Source organism: Xanthomonas sp. D-36-1 (assembly GCF_017746155.1).
Classification (GTDB): Bacteria; Pseudomonadota; Gammaproteobacteria; order Xanthomonadales; family Xanthomonadaceae; genus Xanthomonas; species Xanthomonas cissicola.
Map to the genome: position 1 here is coordinate 88,749 of NZ_JAGHWR010000003.1, position 22,952 is coordinate 111,700.

General features: G+C 65.6%; 24 protein-coding genes. 15 read left to right on the forward strand and 9 right to left on the reverse strand.

Annotation, left to right across the window (positions count from 1 at the left end; translation table 11 throughout):
* The first annotated feature begins 89 nt into the window (after nucleotides 1-89).
* From J7367_RS01085 to J7367_RS01100, 4 genes are all read left to right on the forward strand, one after another.
* The gene (locus J7367_RS01085) at nucleotides 90-329 is read left to right on the forward strand and encodes a hemin uptake protein HemP (RefSeq protein ID WP_003485179.1); all 240 of its coding nucleotides are present in this window, start codon (nucleotides 90-92) and stop codon (nucleotides 327-329) included.
* Between the two features lie 265 nt (nucleotides 330-594).
* On the forward strand, nucleotides 595-2,826 hold the full coding sequence (locus J7367_RS01090; RefSeq protein WP_057660514.1) for a TonB-dependent hemoglobin/transferrin/lactoferrin family receptor: 2,232 nt from the start codon (nucleotides 595-597) through the stop codon (nucleotides 2,824-2,826).
* 5 nt (nucleotides 2,827-2,831) lie between these two features.
* Nucleotides 2,832-3,401: a hypothetical protein gene (locus J7367_RS01095; protein ID WP_057660510.1), complete on the forward strand. Its 570-nt coding sequence runs from the start codon at nucleotides 2,832-2,834 to the stop codon at nucleotides 3,399-3,401.
* A gap of 15 nt (nucleotides 3,402-3,416) precedes the next feature.
* Nucleotides 3,417-4,340 (forward strand): DUF6607 family protein, encoded by a 924-nt coding sequence (locus J7367_RS01100; protein WP_007972115.1) that lies wholly within the window; start codon nucleotides 3,417-3,419, stop codon nucleotides 4,338-4,340.
* 126 nt (nucleotides 4,341-4,466) lie between these two features.
* Here J7367_RS01100 and J7367_RS01105 read toward each other — a convergent pair whose 3' ends face one another.
* The 7 genes from J7367_RS01105 to J7367_RS01135 form a co-directional block, all read right to left on the reverse strand.
* The gene (locus J7367_RS01105) at nucleotides 4,467-4,820 is read right to left on the reverse strand and encodes a DMT family protein (protein WP_005910790.1); all 354 of its coding nucleotides are present in this window, start codon (nucleotides 4,818-4,820) and stop codon (nucleotides 4,467-4,469) included.
* Nucleotides 4,821-4,899: 79 nt separating this feature from the next.
* Nucleotides 4,900-5,784 carry an ABC transporter permease gene (locus tag J7367_RS01110; RefSeq protein WP_033483786.1) on the reverse strand — a complete coding sequence of 295 codons (885 nt, stop codon included), beginning with the start codon at nucleotides 5,782-5,784 and terminating at the stop codon, nucleotides 4,900-4,902.
* A complete protein-coding gene (locus tag J7367_RS01115; RefSeq protein WP_057660509.1) occupies nucleotides 5,781-6,614 on the reverse strand; it encodes an ABC transporter ATP-binding protein in 834 nt (277 codons plus the stop codon). Before J7367_RS01115 ends, J7367_RS01110 begins: the two co-directional genes overlap by 4 nt.
* 3 nt (nucleotides 6,615-6,617) lie before the next feature.
* A complete protein-coding gene (locus tag J7367_RS01120) occupies nucleotides 6,618-7,664 on the reverse strand; it encodes an ABC transporter substrate-binding protein (RefSeq protein WP_007972118.1) in 1,047 nt (348 codons plus the stop codon).
* Nucleotides 7,665-7,704: 40 nt separating this feature from the next.
* Entirely contained in the window at nucleotides 7,705-8,622 is a 918-nt protein-coding gene (locus J7367_RS01125) for a TauD/TfdA family dioxygenase (RefSeq protein ID WP_057660507.1), read from the reverse strand.
* Nucleotides 8,623-8,870: 248 nt separating this feature from the next.
* Nucleotides 8,871-11,354 (reverse strand): FtsX-like permease family protein, encoded by a 2,484-nt coding sequence (locus tag J7367_RS01130; protein WP_057660505.1) that lies wholly within the window; start codon nucleotides 11,352-11,354, stop codon nucleotides 8,871-8,873.
* Nucleotides 11,351-11,956 carry an ATP-binding cassette domain-containing protein gene (locus J7367_RS01135; protein WP_007965808.1) on the reverse strand — a complete coding sequence of 202 codons (606 nt, stop codon included), beginning with the start codon at nucleotides 11,954-11,956 and terminating at the stop codon, nucleotides 11,351-11,353. Before J7367_RS01135 ends, J7367_RS01130 begins: the two co-directional genes overlap by 4 nt.
* 103 nt (nucleotides 11,957-12,059) lie before the next feature.
* Here J7367_RS01135 and J7367_RS01140 point away from each other — a divergent pair, with 103 nt between their 5' ends.
* The 3 genes from J7367_RS01140 (at nucleotide 12,060) to J7367_RS01150 (ending at nucleotide 14,949) form a co-directional block, all read left to right on the forward strand.
* Nucleotides 12,060-12,728 carry an arylesterase gene (locus J7367_RS01140; RefSeq protein ID WP_176215011.1) on the forward strand — a complete coding sequence of 223 codons (669 nt, stop codon included), beginning with the start codon at nucleotides 12,060-12,062 and terminating at the stop codon, nucleotides 12,726-12,728.
* Nucleotides 12,729-12,819: 91 nt separating this feature from the next.
* The gene (locus tag J7367_RS01145) at nucleotides 12,820-13,533 is read left to right on the forward strand and encodes a response regulator transcription factor (protein WP_002811889.1); all 714 of its coding nucleotides are present in this window, start codon (nucleotides 12,820-12,822) and stop codon (nucleotides 13,531-13,533) included.
* Between the two features lie 144 nt (nucleotides 13,534-13,677).
* Nucleotides 13,678-14,949, forward strand: coding sequence for a HAMP domain-containing sensor histidine kinase (locus J7367_RS01150; RefSeq protein WP_057660502.1), 1,272 nt, complete (start codon nucleotides 13,678-13,680; stop codon nucleotides 14,947-14,949).
* Between the two features lie 425 nt (nucleotides 14,950-15,374).
* On the opposite strand, the gene J7367_RS01155 is transcribed toward J7367_RS01150, so the two are convergent.
* On the reverse strand, nucleotides 15,375-16,076 hold the full coding sequence (locus J7367_RS01155; RefSeq protein WP_057660500.1) for an SGNH/GDSL hydrolase family protein: 702 nt from the start codon (nucleotides 16,074-16,076) through the stop codon (nucleotides 15,375-15,377).
* 182 nt (nucleotides 16,077-16,258) lie between these two features.
* Between J7367_RS01155 and J7367_RS01160 the strand changes: the two genes are divergently transcribed.
* The 8 genes from J7367_RS01160 (at nucleotide 16,259) to J7367_RS01195 (ending at nucleotide 21,672) form a co-directional block, all read left to right on the forward strand.
* Complete coding sequence (locus J7367_RS01160) at nucleotides 16,259-16,639, forward strand: diacylglycerol kinase (RefSeq protein ID WP_005910722.1); 381 nt, start codon at nucleotides 16,259-16,261, stop codon at nucleotides 16,637-16,639.
* A 94-nt stretch (nucleotides 16,640-16,733) separates the two neighbouring features.
* On the forward strand, nucleotides 16,734-17,384 hold the full coding sequence (locus J7367_RS01165; protein WP_057660499.1) for a LemA family protein: 651 nt from the start codon (nucleotides 16,734-16,736) through the stop codon (nucleotides 17,382-17,384).
* Nucleotides 17,385-17,720: 336 nt separating this feature from the next.
* Entirely contained in the window at nucleotides 17,721-18,614 is an 894-nt protein-coding gene (locus tag J7367_RS01170; RefSeq protein WP_057660497.1) for a TPM domain-containing protein, read from the forward strand.
* Nucleotides 18,614-19,105, forward strand: a complete 492-nt coding sequence (locus J7367_RS01175) for a TPM domain-containing protein (protein ID WP_007972126.1) — start codon at nucleotides 18,614-18,616, stop codon at nucleotides 19,103-19,105. The genes J7367_RS01170 and J7367_RS01175 overlap by 1 nt, the downstream gene beginning before the upstream one ends.
* 53 nt (nucleotides 19,106-19,158) lie before the next feature.
* Nucleotides 19,159-20,049, forward strand: coding sequence for a prolipoprotein diacylglyceryl transferase (lgt, locus tag J7367_RS01180; RefSeq protein ID WP_057660495.1), 891 nt, complete (start codon nucleotides 19,159-19,161; stop codon nucleotides 20,047-20,049).
* Nucleotides 20,046-20,840, forward strand: coding sequence for a thymidylate synthase (locus J7367_RS01185; protein WP_007965797.1), 795 nt, complete (start codon nucleotides 20,046-20,048; stop codon nucleotides 20,838-20,840). The genes lgt and J7367_RS01185 overlap by 4 nt, the downstream gene beginning before the upstream one ends.
* Nucleotides 20,841-20,893: 53 nt before the next feature.
* The gene (locus J7367_RS01190) at nucleotides 20,894-21,181 is read left to right on the forward strand and encodes a hypothetical protein (RefSeq protein WP_033481460.1); all 288 of its coding nucleotides are present in this window, start codon (nucleotides 20,894-20,896) and stop codon (nucleotides 21,179-21,181) included.
* Nucleotides 21,178-21,672, forward strand: a complete 495-nt coding sequence (locus J7367_RS01195) for a dihydrofolate reductase (protein ID WP_007965795.1) — start codon at nucleotides 21,178-21,180, stop codon at nucleotides 21,670-21,672. The genes J7367_RS01190 and J7367_RS01195 overlap by 4 nt, the downstream gene beginning before the upstream one ends.
* Before the next feature lie 111 nt (nucleotides 21,673-21,783).
* Here the strand turns inward: J7367_RS01195 and J7367_RS01200 are convergent, their stop codons facing one another.
* The gene (locus J7367_RS01200) at nucleotides 21,784-22,857 is read right to left on the reverse strand and encodes a sigma-54 dependent transcriptional regulator (RefSeq protein ID WP_057660494.1); all 1,074 of its coding nucleotides are present in this window, start codon (nucleotides 22,855-22,857) and stop codon (nucleotides 21,784-21,786) included.
* Nucleotides 22,858-22,952: the final 95 nt, after the last annotated feature.

The window sequence follows — 22,952 nt, forward strand, 5'->3', positions numbered from 1 at the left end:
CCATCGATTTGTGTCATGAATCGAAAATCAGAGAGCAATTCAAAGATCAGGCTCATCAAATGAGAATGGCTCTTGATCATTAAATGAGAATGGTTATTATTTGTCTGGCCAACCGACTGGAGAACCAGATCATGACCGCTCACCCCGTGCTGCTTCGCTCCGAACCGGTCAATCTGCGCGACCGCGCCACGCCGCGTGCCGTGCCCGCCGAAGACCTCATCAGCAGCGAGGCGCTGCTCAAGGGCCGGCGTGAAGTGCTGATCCAGCACGGCGATCGCGTCTATCGCCTGCGCCACACCAGCAACGACAAGCTGATCCTGACCAAGTAATTCCAGCCACGAGCTGGGCTGCGCACAGCCATTGTGCGCAGCCGCTGCCGCAACGCTCATCGTGCGCCTTGAGTGCCGATGACGCGATCCTGCTCCGCGCGCAACGCTCGATGGCCATCGCATCCCATCTGCCGCACTCGCTCGATGCGTGTGCGCAAAGATCGCAGCGGGCGCTGCCGCCGCCGCCCGCCACTCCACTCCCTCTTCCCTGCCGCGCGCGGCCTATGCCGCAACGCGCGCTGCCGGGGACGCGTAAAGGTTCCGGATGATCCGCCTGCATCCGCTGGTGGTCGCGCTGTCGCTGGCGCTGCCTGCTATTTCCCTGTGTGCCCGTGCTGCCGAACGCGATGCCGGAGCGGAGGCTGCGCGTGAGGTGCACGACTTCGATCGGCTACAGGTCACCGCCACACGCACCCAGCGCGCACTGGTGGATGTGCCCAGCACGGTGGATGTGATCGATCGCGAACAGCTCGACAACCAACTGGTGCGCGAACTCAAGGACCTGTTCCGCTACACGCCGGGGGTATCGGTCACCAGCACCAGCGGCCGCTTCACCGGTGCCAGCGGCATCCGCATCCGCGGGCTGGATGGCAACCGCGTGGCGATGTTGGTGGATAACGTGCCGGTGCCGGACAGCTTCAGCTTCGGCAGCTATCTCAACGCCAACCGCAACTTCGTCGACCTGGAAACGCTCAAGCGCGTGGAAGTGGTACGCGGACCGGCCAGTTCGTTGTACGGCTCGGACGCATTGGGCGGTGTGGTCGCCTTCGTCACCAAGGATCCGTCGGACTATCTGAGCGCCGCCAAGCACAGCTACGTCGGCCTGAAGTTCGGCTATGAAGGCGACTGGAATGGATTGTTCGCCGGTGCCACCGGCGCGTTCGGTGGCGAACGCTGGAGCGGCATGGTGGCGGTGAGTCATCGCCAGGGTCAGGAAACGCAAAACCAGGGCGATCACCGCAGCCGCGATTTCACCCGCACCGCGGCCAATCCGCAGCGCATCGATGGCCGCAGCGTGCTCGCCAAACTGGTGTACGCGCCTAGCGCGCAACAGCGCTTCAAATTCACCGTCGAAGGCAACGAAGACTACGGCCGCATCGACGCGCTGACGGGAGTCGACACGCGTAGCCCGACTGCTTCGCTGCGCATCCTGTCGCAGCAGGGACGCGATCATCAGACCCGTGCGCGGGTATCGCTGCGGCATGAAATCGATGCGCTGGATTCCGCATTGGCCGACGATCTGCAGTGGCAACTGTATCGCCAGGATAGCGAGAGCCTGCAGCGCACCAACGAGTTGCGTGGCAACAACACGCGCCGGCATAACGAACACACCTTCGATCAGCGTGTTTACGGGCTGCTGGTGAACGCGCATAAATTCATCGACACCGACACGCTCAGTCACCAGATCACCTATGGCCTGGATGGCACCTGGACCGACACGCGGGCCAAGCGCGACGGCTATTCGGTCAATCTGGCCAATGGCGTGGTGACCAACCGCGTCGGTCAGGACGTGTTCCCGGTGCGCGATTTTCCCATGAGCGAAACCACCAAGCTCGGGTTGTATGCGCAGGACGAAATCGGCCTGCTCGATGGCCGCTTGTCGCTGACGCCGGGCGTGCGCGTGGATGATTTCCGCCTGTCGCCGCAGGTGGACGATATCTTCCGCGAGGACAATCCAGGCGTGGCCGCTGAGACTCTCGACGACACCCAGCTCTCGCCCAAGTTCGGCGCGGTGTGGCGGTTCTCCGATGCGTGGTCGGCGTACGCCAACTATGCGCATGGCTTTCGCGCGCCGCCGTACAACGACGTCAATATCGGCTTCACCAATCTGCAGGCGCGCTATACCGCCATCGCCAATCCGGACCTGAAATCGGAGACCAGTCGCGGTGGCGAACTTGGCCTGCGTTTCAACGATGCGGTCGGCTATTTCGGGCTCGCCGTGTACTACACCGACTACCGCAACTTCATCGAATCGTATGCGCCGGCTGGCGTGAATGCCGACGGGCTGGCGCTGTTCCAGTCACGCAACGTGGACGATGTAGTGATCAAGGGCGCCGAAGCGCGCGGCGGGATCGATCTGGGCGCGCTGGCGGGTTGGCAGGGCTGGTCGGTGAACAGTGCGGTTGCCTATGCGGAAGGCGACAACCTCACCGACGGCACCCCGCTCAATTCGGTCGACCCGTTGCGCGGCACGCTTGGCGTGGCCTTCGACGGCGAGCGCTGGGGGGCGGAATTGATCGGCACCTTTGTGGCCCGCAAACGTCGCCCGCAGCTGGACAGCTACTACGCTCCGGCCGGCTACGCCACGCTGGATCTGATGGGCCACTGGGAATTCGCGCCTGGCGCCAAGGTCACTGCCGGCATCTTCAATTTGGCCGATCGCCGTTACGTGGACTGGAACGCGCTGCCTAACGGCACGCTGGCCAGCAGCACGGTGCTGGACCGCTTCACCGGCGCCGGGCGCACCGCTTCGGTCAGCCTGGCCGTGAACTGGTAGCGGCCATGCCCAACGTCCGCGCAGTCCCGTTGTCCTTGCATGCACGCGCGACCTGCGCGGCACTGCCGCGACCACAGCAATTGGCTGCCCTGGGGACGGTACTCTGCCTGTATCGGCCAGCGTTGGGCAACGAACTGGATGGTTGGCAGCACGCAGTCGCTGCGGCCGCGTCCCGTCGGGTGGATAGCGACGGCGTGCACGAAAGCATCTGGTTCTTCGATGTCGCAGGACACTGCTGCTGGCGGCTCTGCCTGTTGCCGGACAGCGATTTCCTGAGCTGGGACCGCCTGGTCTCGCGGCTGCCACCACTGCCAATGGACACGCACCAACTGGGCGTCGGCGAACGGCTATGGCGCCGCCTGGCCGGGCGCATGCGCGGCGATGCATGGCGCTTGAGCGCACTGCGCTTGCAGCCTGCGGCCAGCCACGAGCATCCCATCACCGCCAGCCTGGCCACCGTCTCTGCGCTGGGCGCTGAGGTTGCTGCACGGTTGGCGCGCGAAGAGGGCATCGACGGCCGCGTGGTCGTGGACGACTGTTGCTGCTGCGCGCACGCCCCTGATGTTCCCCGATGAAAACCGAGAGTGCCGATGAGCCGATTGTTCTCCCGCTGTGTTGCCGCCACACTGAGCCTGTTGCCGTTGCTTGCCGCCGCCGATGCTCAGCGTGATCGGCAAAGCATCCTGGCGATGCAGGGCGAATACGCGGTGGACTTTGCCTTCGACGAAACCGTGCTGCTCAAGCCCGGCTACGAGCGTGCCTCGGCGATGCGCAGCGGCGCCAGCGAAGTGGTCATCGTGGTGGAGGATTCGCCGCGCAAGCTGGTGCTGCAGCACGTGCTGGTCGACGAAAAGACCGGGCATGTGACCAAGCACTGGCGGCAGGACTGGACCTTCGAGGCACCGCAACGGTTTGAATTCACCGCCGAGCAGACCTGGACGGTGCACGCGCTGCCGCCGGCCGTGAGCGCCGGTGCCTGGACCCAATGCGTGTATGAAGTCAGCGACGCGCCACGTTATTGCGGCACCGGCCGCTGGGACTACGCCGATGGCCACCCCACCTGGACCAGCGATCTAAGCTGGCGCCCGTTGCCGCGGCGCGAGTACACCAAGCGCAGCGACTACAACGCGCTATCGGTGATCAACCGGCACACGCTGACGCCGAATGGCTGGACCCACGAACAATTCAACACCAAGGTGTTGCGCAAGCCCGACGGCACCCAGGAAACGATTGCGCGCGAGTTCGGCTTCAACGATTACCGCAAGACCACCGAGGTGGACTTCGCCCCGGCCTATGCGTACTGGAAGGGCACCCAAGCCTATTGGGCCCGGGTGCGCACGCGCTGGGCCTCATTCCTGCAAACACCACCGGGCCTGCATCTGAAAACCAAGCCGGACGGCATGGCGATGATCGTGCCGATGTTCGAGCAGGCCGAGTCAGTGCAGAAGGGCAAGCGGGTCAAGGACGCGCAAATCGATGCGGTGTTCGCGCAGTGGGTCGAGGCGGCGAACTAGGCACCCCGATGCCGCAGGAGCGCATCCGGGCGCGACATGGCATTCCCGATAAGGCCAATCGCGCCGCGGGACGCGCTTGCGAGGTCGCGCCCGGGTGCGCTCCTAGGAGCGAGACGGCGCTTGTCGTTACTCCTTGAACATCAAAAACGCCGCCACCAGGATCAGGCCGAACGCGGCCCAATGGTTCCACTTCAGCGACTGCCCCAGGTAGAAGGTGGAGAAACCGGCAAAGACCAGCAGCGTGATCACTTCCTGCATGCCCTTGAGCTGCGGCGCCGAATACACCGCGCTGCCCAGACGGTTGCCAGGCACCTGCAGGCAGTATTCGAAAAACGCGATGCCCCAGCTGACCAGGATGGCGATCATCAGCGGCGTGGTCTTGTACTTCAGGTGTCCGTACCAGGCGAAGGTCATGAACACGTTGCTGGCGATCAGCAGCAGGACCGGATACAGGTAGGCGGTGAAGGGGGCAGTGGGCATGGCGGCGAGCGGCAGAGAATGGGGGCCGAAGCATAAGCCAACCTCGTTAAGCGCACGCGACCGGACCGCCGAGGCCGCTCTAGCGCTGCATGCCCCAGCGGCGCACCGTCAGCCGCTCGACCGCCTGGAACACCACGCCCTCCACCAGCAATCCCAGCACGATCACCATCGCCAGCCCCGCGAACACCTTGTCGGTATAAAGCTCGTTGCGGTTCTGGAAGATGTACCAGCCCAGGCCGCCCTGGCCGGAGGTGGCGCCGAAGACCAGTTCGGCAGCGATCAAGGTGCGCCAGGCGAACGCCCATCCGATCTTCAGCCCGGACAGGATCGCCGGTAGCGCTGCCGGAATCAGCAGTTGCGCCACATAGCGCGGGCCGCGCAGGCCGTAGTTGCGCCCGGCCATGCGCAGCGTGTCCGGCACTGCCTGGAAGCCGGCGTAGGTGGTCAGCGCCAGCGGCCACAGCACCGAGTGCACCAGCACGAACACCAGGCTGCCGGTGCCCAGCCCGAACCACAGCAAGGCCAGCGGCAACAGCGCAATGGCCGGCAGCGGGTTGAACATGGCGGTCAGCGTGCCGAGCACATCGCGGCCCCAGCGTGTGGAAGCGGCCAGTGCGGTCAGCACGAACGCCAGCAGCACGCCCAGCGCATAACCCTGCGCCAGCACGCGCAATGAGGCACCGACCCGGCGCAGCAGTTCGCCGGACAGCAGCCCGTCGTAGAACGCGCGCGCGGTCTGCCCTGCGCCGGGCAGCATCAGATCGTCGCCGACCAGCCGCGCGGCGATTTCCCATGCCGCGACCAAGACCGCCAGCACCAGTGCCTTGCGCAGCCACGGTGGTGCCTGCCAACGCGTGGGCGTGGTCGCGGCAACCAGGGCAGGGTCCAGCGGCGTCAGCGCCACTTCGTACTCGGGTCGCACCGGTGGAATCGGCGGCAATGCGCTTGCAGTGCTGCGGCTCATGTCAGCGCCTCGCGTTGGCGCAGGGACGGGCGACGCAGCGGTGCCACCTTGTCGTCATCCAGCGTTTCATCGGGCAGATCGAACAGCAACCGGTGAATACGCTGCGCGGTCTGCTGGAATGCCACGCTGCCGGCACTGTGCGGGCCGAAGGCGTGCGCGTTGAGTTCGGCGCGCACCTGGCCCGGGTGCGGCGACAACAGCAAGACCCGGTTGCCGACCACCAAGGCCTCTTCGATGGAATGGGTGACGAACAGCAGCGTGAAGCGCAATTGTTCCCACAATTCCAGCACCTGCTCCTGCATGCGCGAACGCGTCAGCGCATCCAGTGCCGCGAACGGTTCGTCCATCAGCAGGACACGCGGACGCATCGCCAGGGCGCGTGCAATGGCCACGCGCTGCTTCATGCCGCCGGACAAGGTGTGCGGGTAGGCATCTGCAAATCCGCTCAGCCCGACCTGGGCCAGACTTTCGTCTGCCCGCTCGCGCGCTTCGGCGCGGCCGAGCTTGCGCGCCGCGCGCAGCCCGAACACCACGTTCTCGCGCACGGTTTTCCATGGCGCCAACTGATCGAATTCCTGGAATACGACGACCCGGTCGGGCCCGGGGCCGGTGACCGCATGCCCCTCCAGACGGATCTGTCCTTCGCGCGGCGTAACGAAACCGGCAACCGCCTTGAGCAATGTGGATTTGCCGCAGCCCGATGGCCCGAGCAGCACGAAGCGGTCGGCTTCGTGCACATCGAAGCGCACGCGATGGGTCGCGCGCACCACGCGCTGGGCGGAGGCATATTCCAGGCTGACATGATCGACCTGCAGCAGGGGCGTCGACATCGCTCAGCTCCCGCCCGCAATCAGCGGGTCGTCGAAAAAGTAATCGCCCACCTTGCCCGGTGCCTGCTTGATCGCCCCGCTGTGCTGCATGAACTTGCCCAGCCCCAGCGTGTTCTGCGGCGCCACGGTGAACTGCACCTTCGGATCCTTGAGGATCTGCAGCACCAACGCGCGGTCGATGCCCGAGCCATTACGACGCAGGAAGATATCGGCTGCCTGCTCCGGATGGGCAGTGACGAACTTTGCTGCCTGGTCCAGCGCGGCGACAAATGCGCGATAGGTCTTGGGATTGTCCTTGCGGAATTTTTCCGTGGCGTACAGCACCGTTGCCGACGACGGGCCGCCTTCGATCTCGTACGAACTGGTGACGATATGCGCGGCCGGGTTGCGTGCCAGTTCCTGCTCCTGAAACGGCGGACTGGCAAAATGCGCGGTGATTTCGCTGCGCCCACGGATGATCGCCGCGGCGGCATCCGGATGCGGCAACGCGACCTGCAGCGCATCGAGCTGATGGGTGCCCTTGTCGCCCCAGCGTTGTTGCGAGGCATGCTGCAGAAACCGCGACTGCACCGAGACACCTGTCGCCGGCACTGCAATGCGGTCCTTCGGCGTGAAATCGCCGATGGACTTGATGCGCGGATTGTTGCTGATCAGGTAGTACGGGAAATTGCCCAGCGAGGCGACGCCGCGGACATTCTGGCGGCCGCGCGTGCGGTCCCAGATGGTGAACAGCGGGCCGACGCCGGCACCGGCGACATCGATCGAACCGGTCAACAACGCATCGTTGACCGCCGCCCCGCCGGAGAGCTGCAGGAACTGCACGTCGATGTCCACGCCGGCGGCCTTGCCCTGCTGTTCGATCAACTTCTGGTCCTGCGCCACGTCCAGCAGCAGGTAAACGATGCCGAATTGCTTGGCGATCCGCAGCTTGCCTTCGGCTTGCGCATGCGCGCTATGCAACAGCGGCAACGTGGCCAACACCAACAGCGCGATGCGCCGCGAAAAACGCCGGTGCGGCAAAGGAGCGTGGGAAGAGACGGTCAAACGCATGCGGCGCTCCAGTCGAGAAGGGGGAGGGAACAGGTGATGCTCAAAAAGGCGCATCGCCTTCGATGGTGGTGCGGTTGAGCCGACGGCGCAGATGATCCGGCGTACCCGCAGCCAGATGCATCACCGAGCGGTTGTCCCAGAACACCATGTCGCGCGGCTGCCAGCGATGCCGATACACCAGCGCAGCATGCGTGGAGTGTTCGAACAGCGTCTGCAACAGCGCGCGGCTTTCGTCCTCGGGCAGGCCGACGATGCGAGTGGTGAAATGCTCGCTGACGAACAGCGCCTTGCGGCCGGTTTCCGGATGCGTGCGCACCACCGGGTGCTGCACCGGCGTCACTTCGGCAATCTGCTCCGGCGTCAGTGCCGGGCGCCACGGATTGCGGGCGCGCAACTCTTCGTACTTGGCCAGATAACTGTGTTCGGCACGCAGGTCCTGCACCGTGCGCTTGAGCGATTCGGGCAGCGTCTGCCATGCCAGGTGCTGGTTGGCAAACAGCGTGTCGCCGCCTTCGCTGGGCAACTCCTGCGCATGCAGCAGCGACCCCAGGCTCGGGGTTTGCTTGTACGACAGATCCGAGTGCCAGTAATGCCCGGCGTCGCCCAGGCCGATCGGCTCGCCGTTCTCCTTGATGTTGGACACCACCAGCACTTCCGGCTGCCCGCGCAGTTGAAAGTTGCGCAGCACATGGATCTGCAGCGGCCCGAAGCGACGGCTGAATTCCACCTGCTGCGCCGGTGTGATGCGTTGATCGCGAAACACCAGCACGTGGTGATCCAGATGCGCGCGATGGATACGCGCGAAGGTGGCGGCATCCAGCGGTTGCGCAAGGTCCAGGCCGATCACCTCAGCGCCCAGCGGCGCGTCGAAGGGCACGATCCGGACACTGGAGGTCTGCACGGGGGAGGACGCATCGCGCGGCGTGTGCACGCGCGCTGCGGAAGTGATGCTGGCCATGGCGTGGCACCTCGACGGCAACGAAAGGCCGCCTGGGCCGGCGGCCGGACACACCACTGTAGGCAGTCGTGCCACCGCTGCGAACGTACGATTTGCAAGGTGCTTATGCGCTGCAGACATATGCTGCACTCAGCGACGGGCGAGGCGTCTCACGCGGCGCGCCACGGCGTCCGTTACCTGGCCTGCAGCCCAGCTACCAGGCCGCGCGTCGCACGCCGTTGCCCGCATGCGACGCGTGTTACCCGTGCTTACTCGCTCCGCAATGCCAACGCCGGCGGCGTGGACAAGATGCGCCGGGTGCCCGACCAACCCGCCAACAGGCTCAACGCCAGCCCGAATGCGCCGCCGAGCAGCAGTCGCGGCCAATCCGGCGTCAACGCAATCTCGAACGCCTGCGTCCCCACGACCGCGCCGATCACGGCCGCAGCGGACACTGCCAGCGTCGCCGCCAGCAAGCCAAGCGCGCCGAATTCCACCAGCACCGCACCGCGTAGCTGGCCACGGCGTGCGCCCAGGGTGCGCAACACCGCGCTGTCGTAACGGCGTTCGCCCGCGGTGGCCTGCAACGCGGCCAGCAACACCAGCACGCCGGCCAGCAGGCTGAAGCCCATCACCAATTGCACCGCCTGTGCCACCTGGTCGATGACCTCGCGCACGCGCCCAAGGATGGCGTCGATATCCAGCAACGAAATGTTCGGATAGTCGCGACTCAGCGCCGCCAGCTTGGACGCATTGCCCGGCGGCAGGTGGAAGGCGGAAATCAGGTTGTACGGCGCATCGCCGACCGACCCTTGATTGAGCAGCAGGAAGAAGTTGACCCGGAACGAATCCCAGTCGGCCTTGCGGATGCTGGTCACGGTGAACGTGCGTTGCTGTTCGCCCAGCAGCAAGGTGATGCGATCGCCCAGTTTGAGCTGGTAGCGCTGCGCCCAGCCTTCTTCCACCGAGGCTTCCGCCGCGGTGCTGTCGGCCGCCCAGAACTTGCCCTGCAGCAGCGTATTTGCGGGCGGGAATGCATGGCGCCAGGAGAAATTCACCGGGCGGTTGTCGCCGTCGCCATCGTCGGCCGGGTCGCGGTCGCCGCGCACCGGCGGTTTGTCGTTGATGGCGACCAGGCGCCCGGTGGAGAACGGCTCCACGGCCGCATCGTTCACCCCCAGACCGCGCAGCGTCTGCAGCACCGGCTGGGTTTGTTCGGGCTGGATGTTCATCAGGAAGTAGTTGGGCGTGTCCGCCGGCAGGCGGTCGCGCCATTGACCGAGCAGGCCCGGGCCGACCACCGCCAGCAGCAACAGCGCGCATAACGACAGCGACAGCCCGACCAGCTGCACCACGCTCAAGCCGCGGCGCCGGGTCAGCGAGGCCAGGCCAAGTTTCCAGGCCCCGCGCAGGCGGTGCTGGATCGGTCGCAGCAACGCGAGCAGGGCCAGCCCCAGCAACATCGCCACCAGTGCCAGCGCGGCCAGGCCGCCCAGCACCCAGCCGGCCAACATCAGATTGCCGGTGGCATAGACGGTGAGCGCCAGCGTGGCGGCCAGGGCTGCGCCATACACCAGCAGCGAGCTGGGCGGCACTGCAGCAAAGCTGCGGTTGAGCACGCGCATCGGCGGCACGTTGCGCAGCCGTAGCAGCGGCGGCAGGCCGAAGCCCAGCAACAGCACCAGGCCAATACCGGCACCGGCCAGGGCAGGGGTGGCCTGTGGCAGCGGCAACCGGTTCGGGATCAGACTGCCCAGCGCCTGCACCAGGCCTTCCTGCGCGAGCATGCCAAGCCCGATACCGACCAGGCAGGCCGGGATCGCGGTCAGCAGCAATTGCAGCGACAGCATCGCCAGGATGTCGCGCTGGCGGGCACCCAGGCAGCGCAGGACCGCCACGGTGTCGATGCGTCGCATCGCAAACCGGTTCGCTGCCAGGGCCGTGGCCACGCCGGACAACAGCACCGCCAGCAACGCCGACAAGGCCAGGAAGCGGCCGGCGCGATCAAACGCTGCACGCATGCCGCGCTGGGTGTCTTCGATACCGACCAAGCGATACTCGCTGGCGCGTGGTTTCAACCAAGCGCGCAAATCGGCGATGGCATCCGGTGCGCCGGCGAACATCAACCGATAGGAGGCGCGGCTGCCGGGGCCGAGCAGGCCGGCGCCTTCGATATCGGCGCGATTGACCAGCAGCGGCGGCGAGAGTTGCATCAGCTCACCGGAGGCATCGGGTTCGGCGCGCAACACACCGGTGATGGTCAGATGGCCGGCGCCGAATTCCAGTTGCTCGCTTACGCGCAGGCCCAGCGCTTCGAGCAGGCGCGGATCGGCATAGGCCTGGCCCGGCGGCGGTGCGCTGGCGACGCTGCCTTCCGTCCCGGTGCCGTTCTTGGACACCAGCAACTGCCCACGCAGCGGGTAGCCGGCGCCGACGCCGCGGATATTGGCCATCTGGCTGGCATCGCCATGGAACAACACGCTAGGGAAGCTGACCATGCGCGTACTCTGCAGGCCGCGTCGTTTGGCTTCTTCGGCGAAGTCGGCCGGGATTTCCTGCCGCCCGGTCACGCCCAGATCGCCGCCGAGCACTTCGGCCGCGCTGGAGGTCAGCGCGAGCGTCACCCGGTCGACCAGGGTGCCCACCGCGGTCATCACCGCCACGCCCAGCACCAGCGCGGCGAACACGGTCAGCAGGTCACCGGCCAGGAATTCGCGGCGCACTGCGCGCGCGGCTTGTCGCACGACGTTCATGCGGCCGGACCGGTCTGTGCGTGCAGGCGGCCGCTGTCGATGCGGTAGATGTGGCGACAACGCTGCGCCAGCGTCATGTCATGCGTGACCAGGACCAGCGTGGTGTCGCTGGTGGCATTGAGCGCGAACAACAGGTCGCTGATCTGCGCGCCTGTGGCCTGGTCGAGGCTGCCGGTGGGTTCATCGGCGAACAGGATGCGCGGGCGCGCCACGAATGCACGCGCCAACGCCACGCGCTGCTGCTCGCCGCCGGACAGCTGGCGCGGATAATGCCGCGCACGTGCGCTCAGGCCCACGGCCTCCAGGACTTCGCGCACCCGCGCGGAATCCTCGCGCCCGGCCAGTTCCAGCGGCAGTGCGATGTTTTCTTCGGCAGTCAGCGCCGGCAGCAGGTGAAAGCTCTGGAACACGAAGCCGACGTCGCGGGCGCGCAGCGCGGCGCGTGCCTCTTCGTCGAGCTGGCCCAGGTCCTGGCCCGCCAGCACGATGCTGCCGCGGCTGGGCAGGTCCAACCCGGCCAGCAAGCCGAGCAGGGTGGTCTTGCCCGAACCGGACGCACCGACGATGGCGATGCTGTCGCCTTCACTGACCGTCAAGCTCACGTTGTCGAGGATGTGGAGCGTTCCCTCCGGGCCACTGACGGACTTGCCGACCTCGCGAACGTCGATGGCGGTGCGGGTGCTAGAGCGGGGGGCCAGACTGTCGATGAGGAATCTCCGAATGCGTGAAAGAACACTGCGATATGGCGTGCTGGTCCTGTGGCTGCTGACACTCTCCCTGCTTGCGCCGGGGATCGCCTCTGCCAAAAGTCCGGTTGCCACCGCGCCGATCCTGGTCGTCGGCGACAGCCTGAGCGCTGCGTACAACATCCCGGTGCAGTCCAGTTGGGTGACTTTATTGGACCAACGCCTGAAGCGTGACATGGCGACGCCACCGGCGGTCGTCAATGCCAGCATCAGCGGCGAAACCACCTCCGGCGCGCTGACCCGGCTGCCGGGCCTGCTGGAAAAGCACCGCCCCGGGGTGGTGGTCATCGAACTCGGCGGCAACGACGCGCTGCGTGGGCTGACTCCCGCCCAGCTCAAGGGCAATCTGGAAAAGATGATCCAGCTCAGTCAGCAAGCCGGCGCCAAGGTACTGCTGCTCGGGATCGACGTACCGCCCAATTACGGCCCAGCCTACCGCGAGCGGCTCAAGGCGACCTATGCGGACCTTTCCAAACAGTACAAGACCGCGCTGGTGCCGTTCTTCCTGGAAAAGGTCGCGCTGCAGCCCGGCCTGATGCAGGCAGACGGTCTGCACCCCACCGCCGCTGCGCAACCGAAGGTGCTGGAGACGGTGTGGCCGGCGTTGCGCCCGCTGCTCGGCCGCTAATTGCCGGACAACGCAAAACGTGAGCCAGTCTTCACGCCCTTTCCACCGGCGATCCGGCATGTTTCACAAAGCTGAAGACCGAGGAAAGTCCATGCGTCAGACCAAGGAAACGTCCGGCCTCGTGCTGGTCGTCGAAGACAACCGCAATATCTCCGAAATGATCGGCGAGTACCTGGAAGGCCGTGGCTTCGAGGTCGACTACGCGCAGGACGGCCTGGACGGCTATCGTCTTGCAGCGGAGAACAGCTACGACGTGGTCGTGCTGGATCTCATGCTGCCACGCCTGGACGGCATCGAAGTGTGTCGCCGCCTGCGTAACGACGCACGCAAGTCCACCCCGGTGTTGATGCTGACCGCCCGCGATACGCTGGACGACAAGCTCACCGGCCTGGGATTCGGTGCCGACGATTACCTGACCAAGCCGTTCGCGATTCAGGAACTGGAAGCGCGCCTGCGTGCCCTGATCCGTCGCGAGCGTCGCCAGGTGGGCTCGGAAGTGCTCAAGGTCGCCGATCTGGTGCTTGACCCGGTGAGCATGCGCGCCACCCGTGCCGGCACCGAGCTGCAGCTTTCGCCGATCGGCCTGCGCCTGTTGACCATCCTGATGCGCGAGTCGCCGCGTGTGGTCACCCGCCAGGAAATCGAGCGCGAAATCTGGGGCAATGGCTTGCCGGATTCGGACACCCTGCGCAGCCATCTGTACAACCTGCGCAAGATCATCGACAAGCCGTTCGACCGTCCGCTGCTGCACACCGTGCAGAGCGCCGGCTATCGCATCGCCGACATCGCCCAACCGATGGCGTGATGTCATGCGCGCCGGCCGCCGTTCTGGCGGCCGGCCGCTGTGCAGGCGCTCACGCGCCGATCGATCTCCTGTGCTGCCGGCTGGTTGCACGAAGGACTCACGGAAGTGTTGCCTATACTCCGGCGCACTTCCCTGGATGCAGCAATGCCACACGGGCTCCCGAGAAAAATACGTCTCGCCTTCCTGCTGCAGGTCGCGCTGGCGAGCCTGGCGCTTGTGCTAGCCGGGTACTTGGTGTCGTTCGTTATCAAATACAGCCTGGTGCGCACCGTGCTCGCCGACGAGGCCGTGCATTTCTGGCAGATGCAAAAGAGCGCGCCGGACAACCGGCCGCCGAATACGCGCAACATCCAGGGATATTTTTTGCCCACCGGTACCGCCGCCGAGGCCGCTCCAGCCGCGCTGCGTCACCTGTCTCCGGGCTTCAGCGAAGTGGCTGCCGCCGATGCGCTGGTGTATGTCGATCAACGCCCGGAGGGGCGGCTGTATCTGGTGTTTCCGCGCTCGCGCGCGGCGCATCTGACGTTGTGGTTCGGTGTGGTGCCGGCGATTGTGGTGTTGGTGGCGATCTATGGCGTGTCCTGGTTCACCTACCGGGTTTCCAAGCGGCTGGTCTCGCCGATCAGCTGGCTGGCCCGGCGCGTGTCGCATTGGGACCCGCGCAACCCGGATGTGGACGAACTGGCTCCGGAGCGGCTGCCTGCCGAACTGCAGGGCGAAACGCGCCAGCTGGCCGCCGCGCTGCATGCGCTGGGGCTGCGCGTCAGCGAGCATGTTGCGCGCGAACGCAACTTCACCCGCGATGCCAGCCATGAATTGCGCACTCCGCTCACGGTGATTCGCGTGGCCAGCGACATGGCCTTGGCCGACGACGAATTGTCCGCGCGCACGCAGCGCAGCCTGCGCCGCATCCAGCGCGCCGGCCACGATATGGAGGCGGTGATCGATGCGTTCCTGATCCTGGCACGCGAAGCCGAGATCGACCCGCAGAGCGAAAACTTCGATGTGGCCGAGCTTGCCAGCGAAGAACTGAAAAGCGCGCGTGAGCTGCTTGGCGATAAACCGGTGTCGTTGCGCATGGTCGGCGACCGCAGCCTTCAGATGTTCGCCCCGCCCAGGGTGATGCGAGTGGTGCTCAGCAATCTGTTGCGCAACGCCTGCGCTTACACCGATACCGGCAGCATCGAGGTCGAGGTGACACACGACCGCATCGTGGTCCGCGATACCGGCATTGGCATGAGCGAAGAAGCGCGGGCACGCGCGTTCGAGCCGTTCTTCCGCGCCGACCCCACCCGCCCGCAAGGCACTGGGCTTGGCCTGTCGATCGTCCGTCGGCTGTGCGATCGCTTCGGCTGGCGTATCGAACTGCAGAGCGAAGCCGGCGTCGGTACGTCCGTGGCGGTGGTCGTCGCCTGAGGCGGCATTCGGTGGTCCTGGCGCGTGCTGATGACGCCTTGCTGCCGGCCAAGTAGTCAGGCAGCGATGGCAGGAAACGACGAACGGCTGCCGCACGGGTATTGGATAACCGCGTGGCCCGCTATGTTTCCTGCTCGGCAGCCGGAACGCGCAACGTGGCGTCAACAGTGCAGCGCGCGACGCGTACGCGCTTGCGGCGTGTTTGGCGACGTTGCAGAGGCCTGGCATCGCTCGCGCACCGCCAACGCGGTCGCCGCGGGCCTTAATCGCAGACGCCTACGTCAGTTGTGTGGGACAGGACCGGCAGTTTGCCGCCACCCGGCAGTTTGCCGCCACGATGCAACGTGCTGCCCTGGAGCGGCAGCCAACGTCTCACCTGCAGACCGGCGATCCGGCGACAGGCGCCGGATCGGCTCGGTTGTGTTCTAGCGTTGTTCCAATACCGGTGCCACGACCTTGCGCCAGATCGCGTACCCATCGGCCGTCATATGCAGCCTGTCGGCGCGGAACAGTTCTGCGCGCGGCTTGCCGCTGGCATCGAGCATCGGCGTATAGATGTCCACGAAGTCCACATGCGGCAGCGGGGCTAGCGCGTCCTTGATCAGGCGGTTGGCCGTGATCACGGCCGGCAGCAGTTGCGCGCGCGACGGGCTGGGCTTGATCGACAGATAGCTGATGCGTGCCTCGGGCAGGTCGCGGCGTACACGTGCCACGAATGCCAGCACGTCATCGCGCACCTGTTCGGGCGTGCGGCCGCTGTTGAGGTCGTTGTCGCCGGCGTACAGCACCACCTGGCGTGGCGCGTATGGAATCACGATGCGGTCTGTGTACCAGGTGCTGTCACGCACTTCCGAGCCGCCGAAACCGCGATTGATCACCGGCTTGCCAGGGAAATCCTGTGCCAATGTCTCCCAGAACCGGATCGATGAGCTGCCGACGAACACGATGCCGTGCTTGGGCGGCGGCTGACGCGCGTCGCTTTCGGCGAAGCGTTGCATGTCTTCTTCCCAAGCGGCATTGGAGACCTGCGCCGGCACCGCCGGAGCGGTGTGCAGGGCGTCGGCGTGCACATGGCCGGACAGAAAGGCTAGGGCGCACAGCACGCTGCGCAGGCGATGGATGGTCATGCAGGAACCTTCGACAGTGAAGCGGGCTCCCATGGTGCGCCAGGCTGGAAGCTGAGGGCAAACCTGCCGGCAGCTGGCGGGGCGGGGCGCCACGGTGCAAGATTCGCACTTTCCCCAGCAGCGACAATGCCATGCGTTCGACTTGTTCCCTTCTTCGCCCATGCGGCAGGACGCACTGACGCATGGCCGATCAATTGGGGCACGTTCCGCGCGGCCCGCGCCGCATGCTCAAGGCGGCGATCTGGTCATGGCAGGGATTGCGCGCGGCGTGGCTGCACGAATCCTCGTTCCGTCTGGAGGTCTGTCTGGCGGCGGTGCTGGTACCGCTCGGTCTGTGGCTCGGGCAGTCGGGACTCGAGCGCATTGCACTGATTGCACCACTGTTGATCGTGCTGGCTGCCGAACTGCTGAACTCGGCCATCGAAGCGGTGATCGAACGCTACGGCCCGGAACACCACGTATTGGCCGGGCGTGCCAAGGACATGGGCTCGGCCGCGGTATTCGTGCTGCTGATCAATGTGCTGTTGTGCTGGGGATTGATCCTGCTGCCGCGGCTGTGGTGACGCACGGTGGGCAGGGAACCGGTCAGGGGCGTGTGCATGCGGGCTTGACTTGGCACGTGGCATGCTCGGGCTCTCTTCCAACGGAATCGCCTGCATGCCTGTCCTGATTCGCGCCCTGGTGTTGCTGATCCTGACCGCGTCGCTGTCCGGTTGCGGCTATAACGCGATCCAGCAGAAGGAAGAGGGCGTCAAGGCCGGTTGGTCGGAGGTGCTCAATCAGTATCAGCGCCGCGCCGATCTGATTCCCAACCTGGTACGCACCGTGCAGGGCTACGCCCAGCAGGAACGCCAGGTCCTGACCGAAGTGACCAATGCGCGCGCGCGCGTCGGCCAGATCCAGGTCAACGCCGATGACGAAGCGTCGTTGAAGCAGTTCCAGCAGGCGCAAGGCGAGCTGGGTAGCGCGCTGTCGCGGTTGTTGGTGGTCAGCGAAAACTATCCGCAGCTCAAGTCGGACCAGTCGTTCCGCGACCTGCAGGTGCAGCTGGAAGGCACCGAGAACCGTATTACCGTGGCGCGTGGCCGCTATATCCAGACCGTGCAGGACTACAACACCTACATCCGCTCGTTTCCGCAGGTGATCACGGCCAAGATCTTCGGATACCAGCCCAAGCCCAATTTCAGCGTGGAAAACGAAGCGCAGATCTCGCGCGCTCCGCAGGTGGATTTCGGCACGCAGCAGGCGCCACAGCAGACGCCGCAGCAACAACCCGCGCCGCAGCCTGCGCCGCAGCCTGCGCAGTAATCAGCGGCGGTGCGTGCCTGTGCGGTCGTCGCCAGCAAGCGCAGCACGCGCTGTCGAAAGACGCACAGGCACAAGCCAAAGCAACGCATGCCAAGCGGCACATCAGCACGATCTGCGGACCACACCAACAGGACGTTTGAGGCGAGAGCAAGCCGCTCTTCCATCGGGGAAAGCGGTTGGGTGAGGGGACGGTGCCAGGCCTTGTAATCGTCCCAACCACCCGTGGCTTCGCTTCGGGCAAACCCTCTCTCTGTAGGAGGCATTGTCGCGCAGGGAGAGGGCTTGGCAAAACCCAGCGTTGATCGACGATCGGCGCGCATCACCTAGGAGTTGGCAATGCGGCGAATGGCTTTGCGAGTGGTGTGGATGATGGCGTTGTTGCTGTTGCCGGCGTCGTTGCTGGCGCAGGAGTTGGCTGCCATCCCGCCGCTGCGCTCGCCGGTGGTCGACGTCACCGGCACCCTGGATGCGGGGCAGATCCAGCAACTCGAGCAACAGGCGCTGGCCTTGCAGCAGCGCAAGGGCGCGCAGCTGCAGATCTTGATCGTGCCGACCACGCAGCCGGAAGCGATCGAGCAATACACCCAGCGCGTGTTCGACCAATGGAAGATCGGCCGCAAGGGCGTGGACGACGGCGTGCTGCTGCTGGTGGCCAAGGACGACCGTCGCGTCCGCATCCAGCCGGGTTACGGCCTGGAAGGCGCCATTCCGGACATCACTGCCAACCGCATCATCCAGGAGTATCTGGCGCCGCGCTTCCGTGAGGGCGATTACGCTGGCGGCATCGCGGCGGCGACCGCAACCCTGGCCGGCCTGATCGAAGGCGAGGCCCTGCCGGCGCCGGTCAGCGGGCATGCCGAGGGCGGCAACGGCGCGGGCGGCGGCGGCTGGATCATGGCGCTGTTCATCGGCTTGGTAGTGGCCATGGTGGCGCGCGGCATCCTGGGCGCGCTGCCGCGCCCGCTGCGCGCCGTGCTGACCGGCGTTGCCGCCGGCGGTGCGGCATTGCTATTGACGTCGTTGCTGTTCGCCAGCGCGGGTGCGGCGGTGATCGGCTTGCTGGCGGGCCTGTCCTCCGGCTCGCCGGGCCGCTTTGTCGGCGGCGGCGGTTGGGGCGGCGGCGGCTTCGGTGGATTTGGCGGCGGCGGCCGTGGCGGTTTCGGCGGCGGTGGTGGCTGGGGCGGTGGCGGCGGGTCATCAGGAGGCGGTGGCGCCTCGGGGAGCTGGTAATGCGGTGGCTCAGGCATATCTTCGCGCCCTCGGCGCAGCGCACATTTCCAGCCGCATGCATGGACGCCATTGCGGCGGCGGTGACGGCCAGCGAGCGCTCGCACACCGGCCAGATCATGGTCGCGGTCGAGGCCGACCTGCCACTGGAGGCGTTGTGGCGCGGGCACAGCGCGCGGCAGCGCGCCGAGCAGGCCTTCGCCCAGCTGCGGACCTGGGATACCGAAGCCAACAACGGGGTGCTGATTTACCTGCTGCTGGCCGACCACGCCATCGAGGTGGTGGCGGACCGCGGCCTGCGCAGCCGGGTGCCGGAAGCGCGTTGGGCAGAAGTGTGCCGGCGCATGCAGCAGTTTCTGCGCGAAGGCCAGCACGAAGCGGCTGTCCTGGCCGGCATCGAGGCGGTGACCGAGTTGTTGGCCGAACATTTCCCGGCCAGTGACGGGGCGCAGCATGAAGACGAGCTACCTGACCGGCCGCGGATTTTAGGTTGAGCGCGTGCGAGGTGTCAGAATAGCGGCCTCGCTCTACGTGATACGCGGTCCGCATGATCTATCTGCACGCCATCGACCCCATCGCCTTCTCGCTCGGCCCGGTGCAGGTGCACTGGTACGGCTTGATGTACTTGGCGGCGTTTTTCTCGGCCTGGGCCCTGGGCCGTTCGCGCATCCTGCGCGGTCGCCTGCCCGGGGTAGACATGGATGGTTTTTCCGACCTGCTGTTCTACGGCATGCTTGGCGTGGTGTTGGGCGGGCGCATCGGCTACATGCTGTTCTATGCGTTCGAGACCTTCCTGGCCAACCCGCTGATCCTGTTCAAGGTCTGGGAAGGCGGCATGAGCTTCCACGGTGGCCTGCTTGGCGTGTTGATCGCTTGCTTGTTGTGGGCGCGCAAGCACCGGTTGCACTTCTTCGATGTGATGGACTTTGTCGCCCCGCTGGTGCCGCTGGGTCTTGGTTTCGGGAGGCTCGGCAATTTCGTCGGCGGCGAATTGTGGGGAAAATTCACCCAGGCCGGCTGGGGCGTGATCTTTCCGCATGCGCCGGAGCTGGCCGACCGCTTGCCCGCGCAGATCCAGGCGCAGTACGCCGCTGGCGCCTTGAATCAGTTCGCACGCCACCCCTCGCAGCTCTATGAAGCTGCGCTGGAAGGGGTAGTGATGTTCGTGGTGTTGTGGACGTTCTCGATGAAGCCGCGCGCACGGTATGCGGTCTCCGGCCTGTTCGCATTGCTGTATGGCGTGTTCCGTTTCATCGTCGAATTCGTGCGCGTACCCGACGCGCCGATCGGCTACCTGGCCTTCAACTGGCTGACGATGGGCCAGATTCTGAGCCTGCCGTTGATTGCGGTCGGCCTGGTGTTGCTGGCGATGTCGCGTCGCGCGCCGGTGTTGCAGCCGGTGCTGCCGGTGATCGTGGGCGTGGAGGCTGCCAAGTGAAGCCGTATCTGGAGTTGTTGCAGCACGTGCTGGAACACGGCGCAGAGAAGTCCGACCGCACCGGTACCGGCACGCGCAGCGTGTTCGGCTGGCAGATGCGCTTCGATCTCAACGACGGCTTTCCGTTGGTGACCACCAAGAAGCTGCACCTGCGCTCGATCATCCATGAGTTGCTGTGGTTCCTGAAGGGCGACACCAATATCGGCTACCTCAGCGACAACCAGGTGCGCATCTGGGACGAATGGGCCGACGACAATGGCGATCTCGGTCCGGTGTACGGCAAGCAGTGGCGGCGCTGGAGTGGCCCGGACGGTGTCGAGATCGACCAGATGCAGTGGCTGGTGGATGAGATCAGGCGCAACCCGGATTCGCGTCGTCTGGTGATCAGCGCCTGGAATGTCGGCGAGCTGCCGCAGATGGCGCTGATGCCGTGCCACAGCCTGTTCCAGTTCTACGTGGTGAACGGCAAGCTCAGTTGCCAGCTTTATCAGCGCAGCGGCGACATCTTTCTGGGCGTGCCGTTCAATATCGCCAGCTATGCGCTGCTGACGCACATGGTGGCGCAGGCCACCGGCCTGGGCGTTGGCGATTTCGTGCACACGCTGGGCGATGCGCACCTGTATTCCAATCACTTCGAGCAGGCGCGCGAGCAGCTGACGCGCGCACCGCGCGCGCTGCCCACCTTGCGTCTGAATCCCGAGGTCACCGACCTGTTCGCGTTCCGCTTCGAAGACATCGCCATCGAAGGCTACGACCCGCATCCGGCGATCAAGGCGCCGGTGGCGGTGTGACGAGCGAGTTGCGGCATGGTCCGCTGGTATCCACTTGAGACGACAGCACTGTGATGGCCAAGCATTCGATCAAGGCACGGGAAAAACTGGCTGATTCGCTGATGGCAATGCAGGCCAGCCTGTTGGTGAATCTCACGAGCATCCTGCTCATCGCACCGATCGGCTTTTTCGGTATTGCCTTGTACAAGGGTGAACCCCTGCAGCTGACGAACGTCTTCGGTGGGCAGTCTTCGGCGGCGCTGGCGGTGATTGCCCTGTTGTACCTTGCGGCTTTCTGCCTTGGCATGATGGGCCGGCACGCCGCGATGAAGATCTACGACACGCTGTATCCGGACCGATGAAACTGACCCTGATCGTCGCCTTCGACCGCAACAACGCCATCGGCCGCGATAACGATCTGCCGTGGAAATTGCCGGACGATCTCAAACGCTTCAAGTCGCTGACGCTGGGCAAGCCGATCCTGATGGGGCGCAAAACGGCGCAATCGCTGGGGCGTGCGTTGCCGGGGCGAGTGAATCTGGTGCTGACGCGTTCGGGGCAGGTGCCGTTCGAGGGCATGCATGCGGTGGCATCGGTGGAACAGGCGATCGAGCGCGCTGCGCAGGATGGCGCGCAGGAGCTGTGCGTGATCGGCGGCGGCGAGGTGTATCGGCTGACCATGCAACGTGCCGATCTGCTGGCGGTGACTGAAGTAGACACGGTAGTGGATGGCGCCGATACGCATTTCCCGCCGATCGATCCTGCGCTGTGGGAGGCCGTGCAGCGCGAATCGCACGCGGCCGATGCCCGGCATGCGTTCGCATTCGACTATGTGGACTATCGGCGGCGTTGACGCCCTTGCGTGAGCGACCGAAGCGCGCTGCGTCTGCGGTGACCGCACCGTAGCAGCGCGTCATGTGAGCCGTGCTATGCGCAGCGTCGTCTCGCAAGCAGCCAGGCGTGACTACCCCAGGCGTTTGTTCACCACCAGCTCGCCCAGTTCGATCAGCCGCGCGCGCACGATGTTGCGGCTCAGCCCCAGCAGCGCGGCAGTCTTGACCTGGTTGTGGTGGCAGTGCCGATACGCGGCACGGAACAGTTGATCTTCCACCGTCGCATGCAGCGCGCCACCGGCGCTTTCGAACAGGCTGTCGAAGGCGCGTTCGAGCAGGGCCTGGCCGTCTTCGTGCGGGTCGCCGCCTGCCTGGCCTGGCAAGCGCAGTTGCGACAGGCGGATGTCTTCGGCGCGCACCACGCCGTCGCGGTGGATCAGCAAGGTGTGGTGGATGACGTTCTCCAGCTCGCGGATATTGCCTGGCCACGGGTACTCGACCAACAGGTGCTCGGCATCCGCGCTGATGGTCACGCGGCCGTGTCCCAGGCGCTGGCTGTAGATATCGACGAAGTGGCGGATCAGCGGCGGAATGTCGCCGGGGCGTTCGCGCAGCGGCTTGAGCTCCACGCCCACCACGTTGAGGCGATAGAACAGGTCCTGGCGGAAATATCCATGCTGGATGGCGTGGTCCAGCGGCACGTTGGTGGCGGCCAGTACGCGCACATCGATCGGCACGCTGCGGCGCGAGCCCAGCCGTACCACTTCGCGCTCCTGCAGTACGCGCAGCAGCTTGACCTGGATCGGCATCGGCAGGTCGCCGATTTCATCCAGAAACAAGGTGCCGCCGTTGGCCTCCTCGAACCAGCCGGCCTTGGCGCTGAGGGCGCCGGTGAACGCACCTTTCTCATGCCCGAACAGTTCGGCATCGACCAGCGACTCGCTGAAGGCGCCGCAGTTGACCGCTACGAACGGATGGCGGGCCCGCGCGCTGCGATGATGGATGTGACGTGCGACCAGCTCTTTGCCGGTGCCGGATTCGCCGACGATCAGCACGCTGGCCTCGCTCGGCGCAACCCGTTCGAGGTGCGTCAGCAATGCCTGGGAAGACGGGTCTTCGAACACGTGCGCGGTGGCGCGCACGGCGTTGCCGGTGAGCACGTGTTGCTGCGCTGCAGGCAGGGTGAGCAAGCGGACCTCGGACATGGGACGGGCTCGTGCGTGGGGGAGAAAAGGGCGCGAGGCGGCGTCGGTTCAACACGGCGGGACGCGAGGTCCGAGTCGGAAATGCAGGTGACGCA

Bases quoted from the DNA above. Each gene is read 5' to 3' on its own strand.
- J7367_RS01085 (WP_003485179.1), top strand. From the start codon at position 90: ATGGTTATTATTTGTCTGGCCAACCGACTGGAGAACCAGATCATGACC.
- J7367_RS01090 (WP_057660514.1), top strand. From the start codon at position 595: ATGATCCGCCTGCATCCGCTGGTGGTCGCGCTGTCGCTGGCGCTGCCT.
- J7367_RS01095 (WP_057660510.1), top strand. From the start codon at position 2,832: ATGCCCAACGTCCGCGCAGTCCCGTTGTCCTTGCATGCACGCGCGACC.
- J7367_RS01100 (WP_007972115.1), top strand. From the start codon at position 3,417: ATGAGCCGATTGTTCTCCCGCTGTGTTGCCGCCACACTGAGCCTGTTG.
- J7367_RS01105 (WP_005910790.1), bottom strand. From the start codon at position 4,820: ATGCCCACTGCCCCCTTCACCGCCTACCTGTATCCGGTCCTGCTGCTG.
- J7367_RS01110 (WP_033483786.1), bottom strand. From the start codon at position 5,784: ATGAGCCGCAGCACTGCAAGCGCATTGCCGCCGATTCCACCGGTGCGA.
- J7367_RS01115 (WP_057660509.1), bottom strand. From the start codon at position 6,614: ATGTCGACGCCCCTGCTGCAGGTCGATCATGTCAGCCTGGAATATGCC.
- J7367_RS01120 (WP_007972118.1), bottom strand. From the start codon at position 7,664: ATGCGTTTGACCGTCTCTTCCCACGCTCCTTTGCCGCACCGGCGTTTT.
- J7367_RS01125 (WP_057660507.1), bottom strand. From the start codon at position 8,622: ATGGCCAGCATCACTTCCGCAGCGCGCGTGCACACGCCGCGCGATGCG.
- J7367_RS01130 (WP_057660505.1), bottom strand. From the start codon at position 11,354: ATGAACGTCGTGCGACAAGCCGCGCGCGCAGTGCGCCGCGAATTCCTG.
- J7367_RS01140 (WP_176215011.1), top strand. From the start codon at position 12,060: ATGAGGAATCTCCGAATGCGTGAAAGAACACTGCGATATGGCGTGCTG.
- J7367_RS01145 (WP_002811889.1), top strand. From the start codon at position 12,820: ATGCGTCAGACCAAGGAAACGTCCGGCCTCGTGCTGGTCGTCGAAGAC.
- J7367_RS01150 (WP_057660502.1), top strand. From the start codon at position 13,678: ATGCCACACGGGCTCCCGAGAAAAATACGTCTCGCCTTCCTGCTGCAG.
- J7367_RS01155 (WP_057660500.1), bottom strand. From the start codon at position 16,076: ATGACCATCCATCGCCTGCGCAGCGTGCTGTGCGCCCTAGCCTTTCTG.
- J7367_RS01160 (WP_005910722.1), top strand. From the start codon at position 16,259: ATGGCCGATCAATTGGGGCACGTTCCGCGCGGCCCGCGCCGCATGCTC.
- J7367_RS01165 (WP_057660499.1), top strand. From the start codon at position 16,734: ATGCCTGTCCTGATTCGCGCCCTGGTGTTGCTGATCCTGACCGCGTCG.
- J7367_RS01170 (WP_057660497.1), top strand. From the start codon at position 17,721: ATGCGGCGAATGGCTTTGCGAGTGGTGTGGATGATGGCGTTGTTGCTG.
- J7367_RS01175 (WP_007972126.1), top strand. From the start codon at position 18,614: ATGCGGTGGCTCAGGCATATCTTCGCGCCCTCGGCGCAGCGCACATTT.
- lgt (WP_057660495.1), top strand. From the start codon at position 19,159: ATGATCTATCTGCACGCCATCGACCCCATCGCCTTCTCGCTCGGCCCG.
- J7367_RS01190 (WP_033481460.1), top strand. From the start codon at position 20,894: ATGGCCAAGCATTCGATCAAGGCACGGGAAAAACTGGCTGATTCGCTG.
- J7367_RS01195 (WP_007965795.1), top strand. From the start codon at position 21,178: ATGAAACTGACCCTGATCGTCGCCTTCGACCGCAACAACGCCATCGGC.
- J7367_RS01200 (WP_057660494.1), bottom strand. From the start codon at position 22,857: ATGTCCGAGGTCCGCTTGCTCACCCTGCCTGCAGCGCAGCAACACGTG.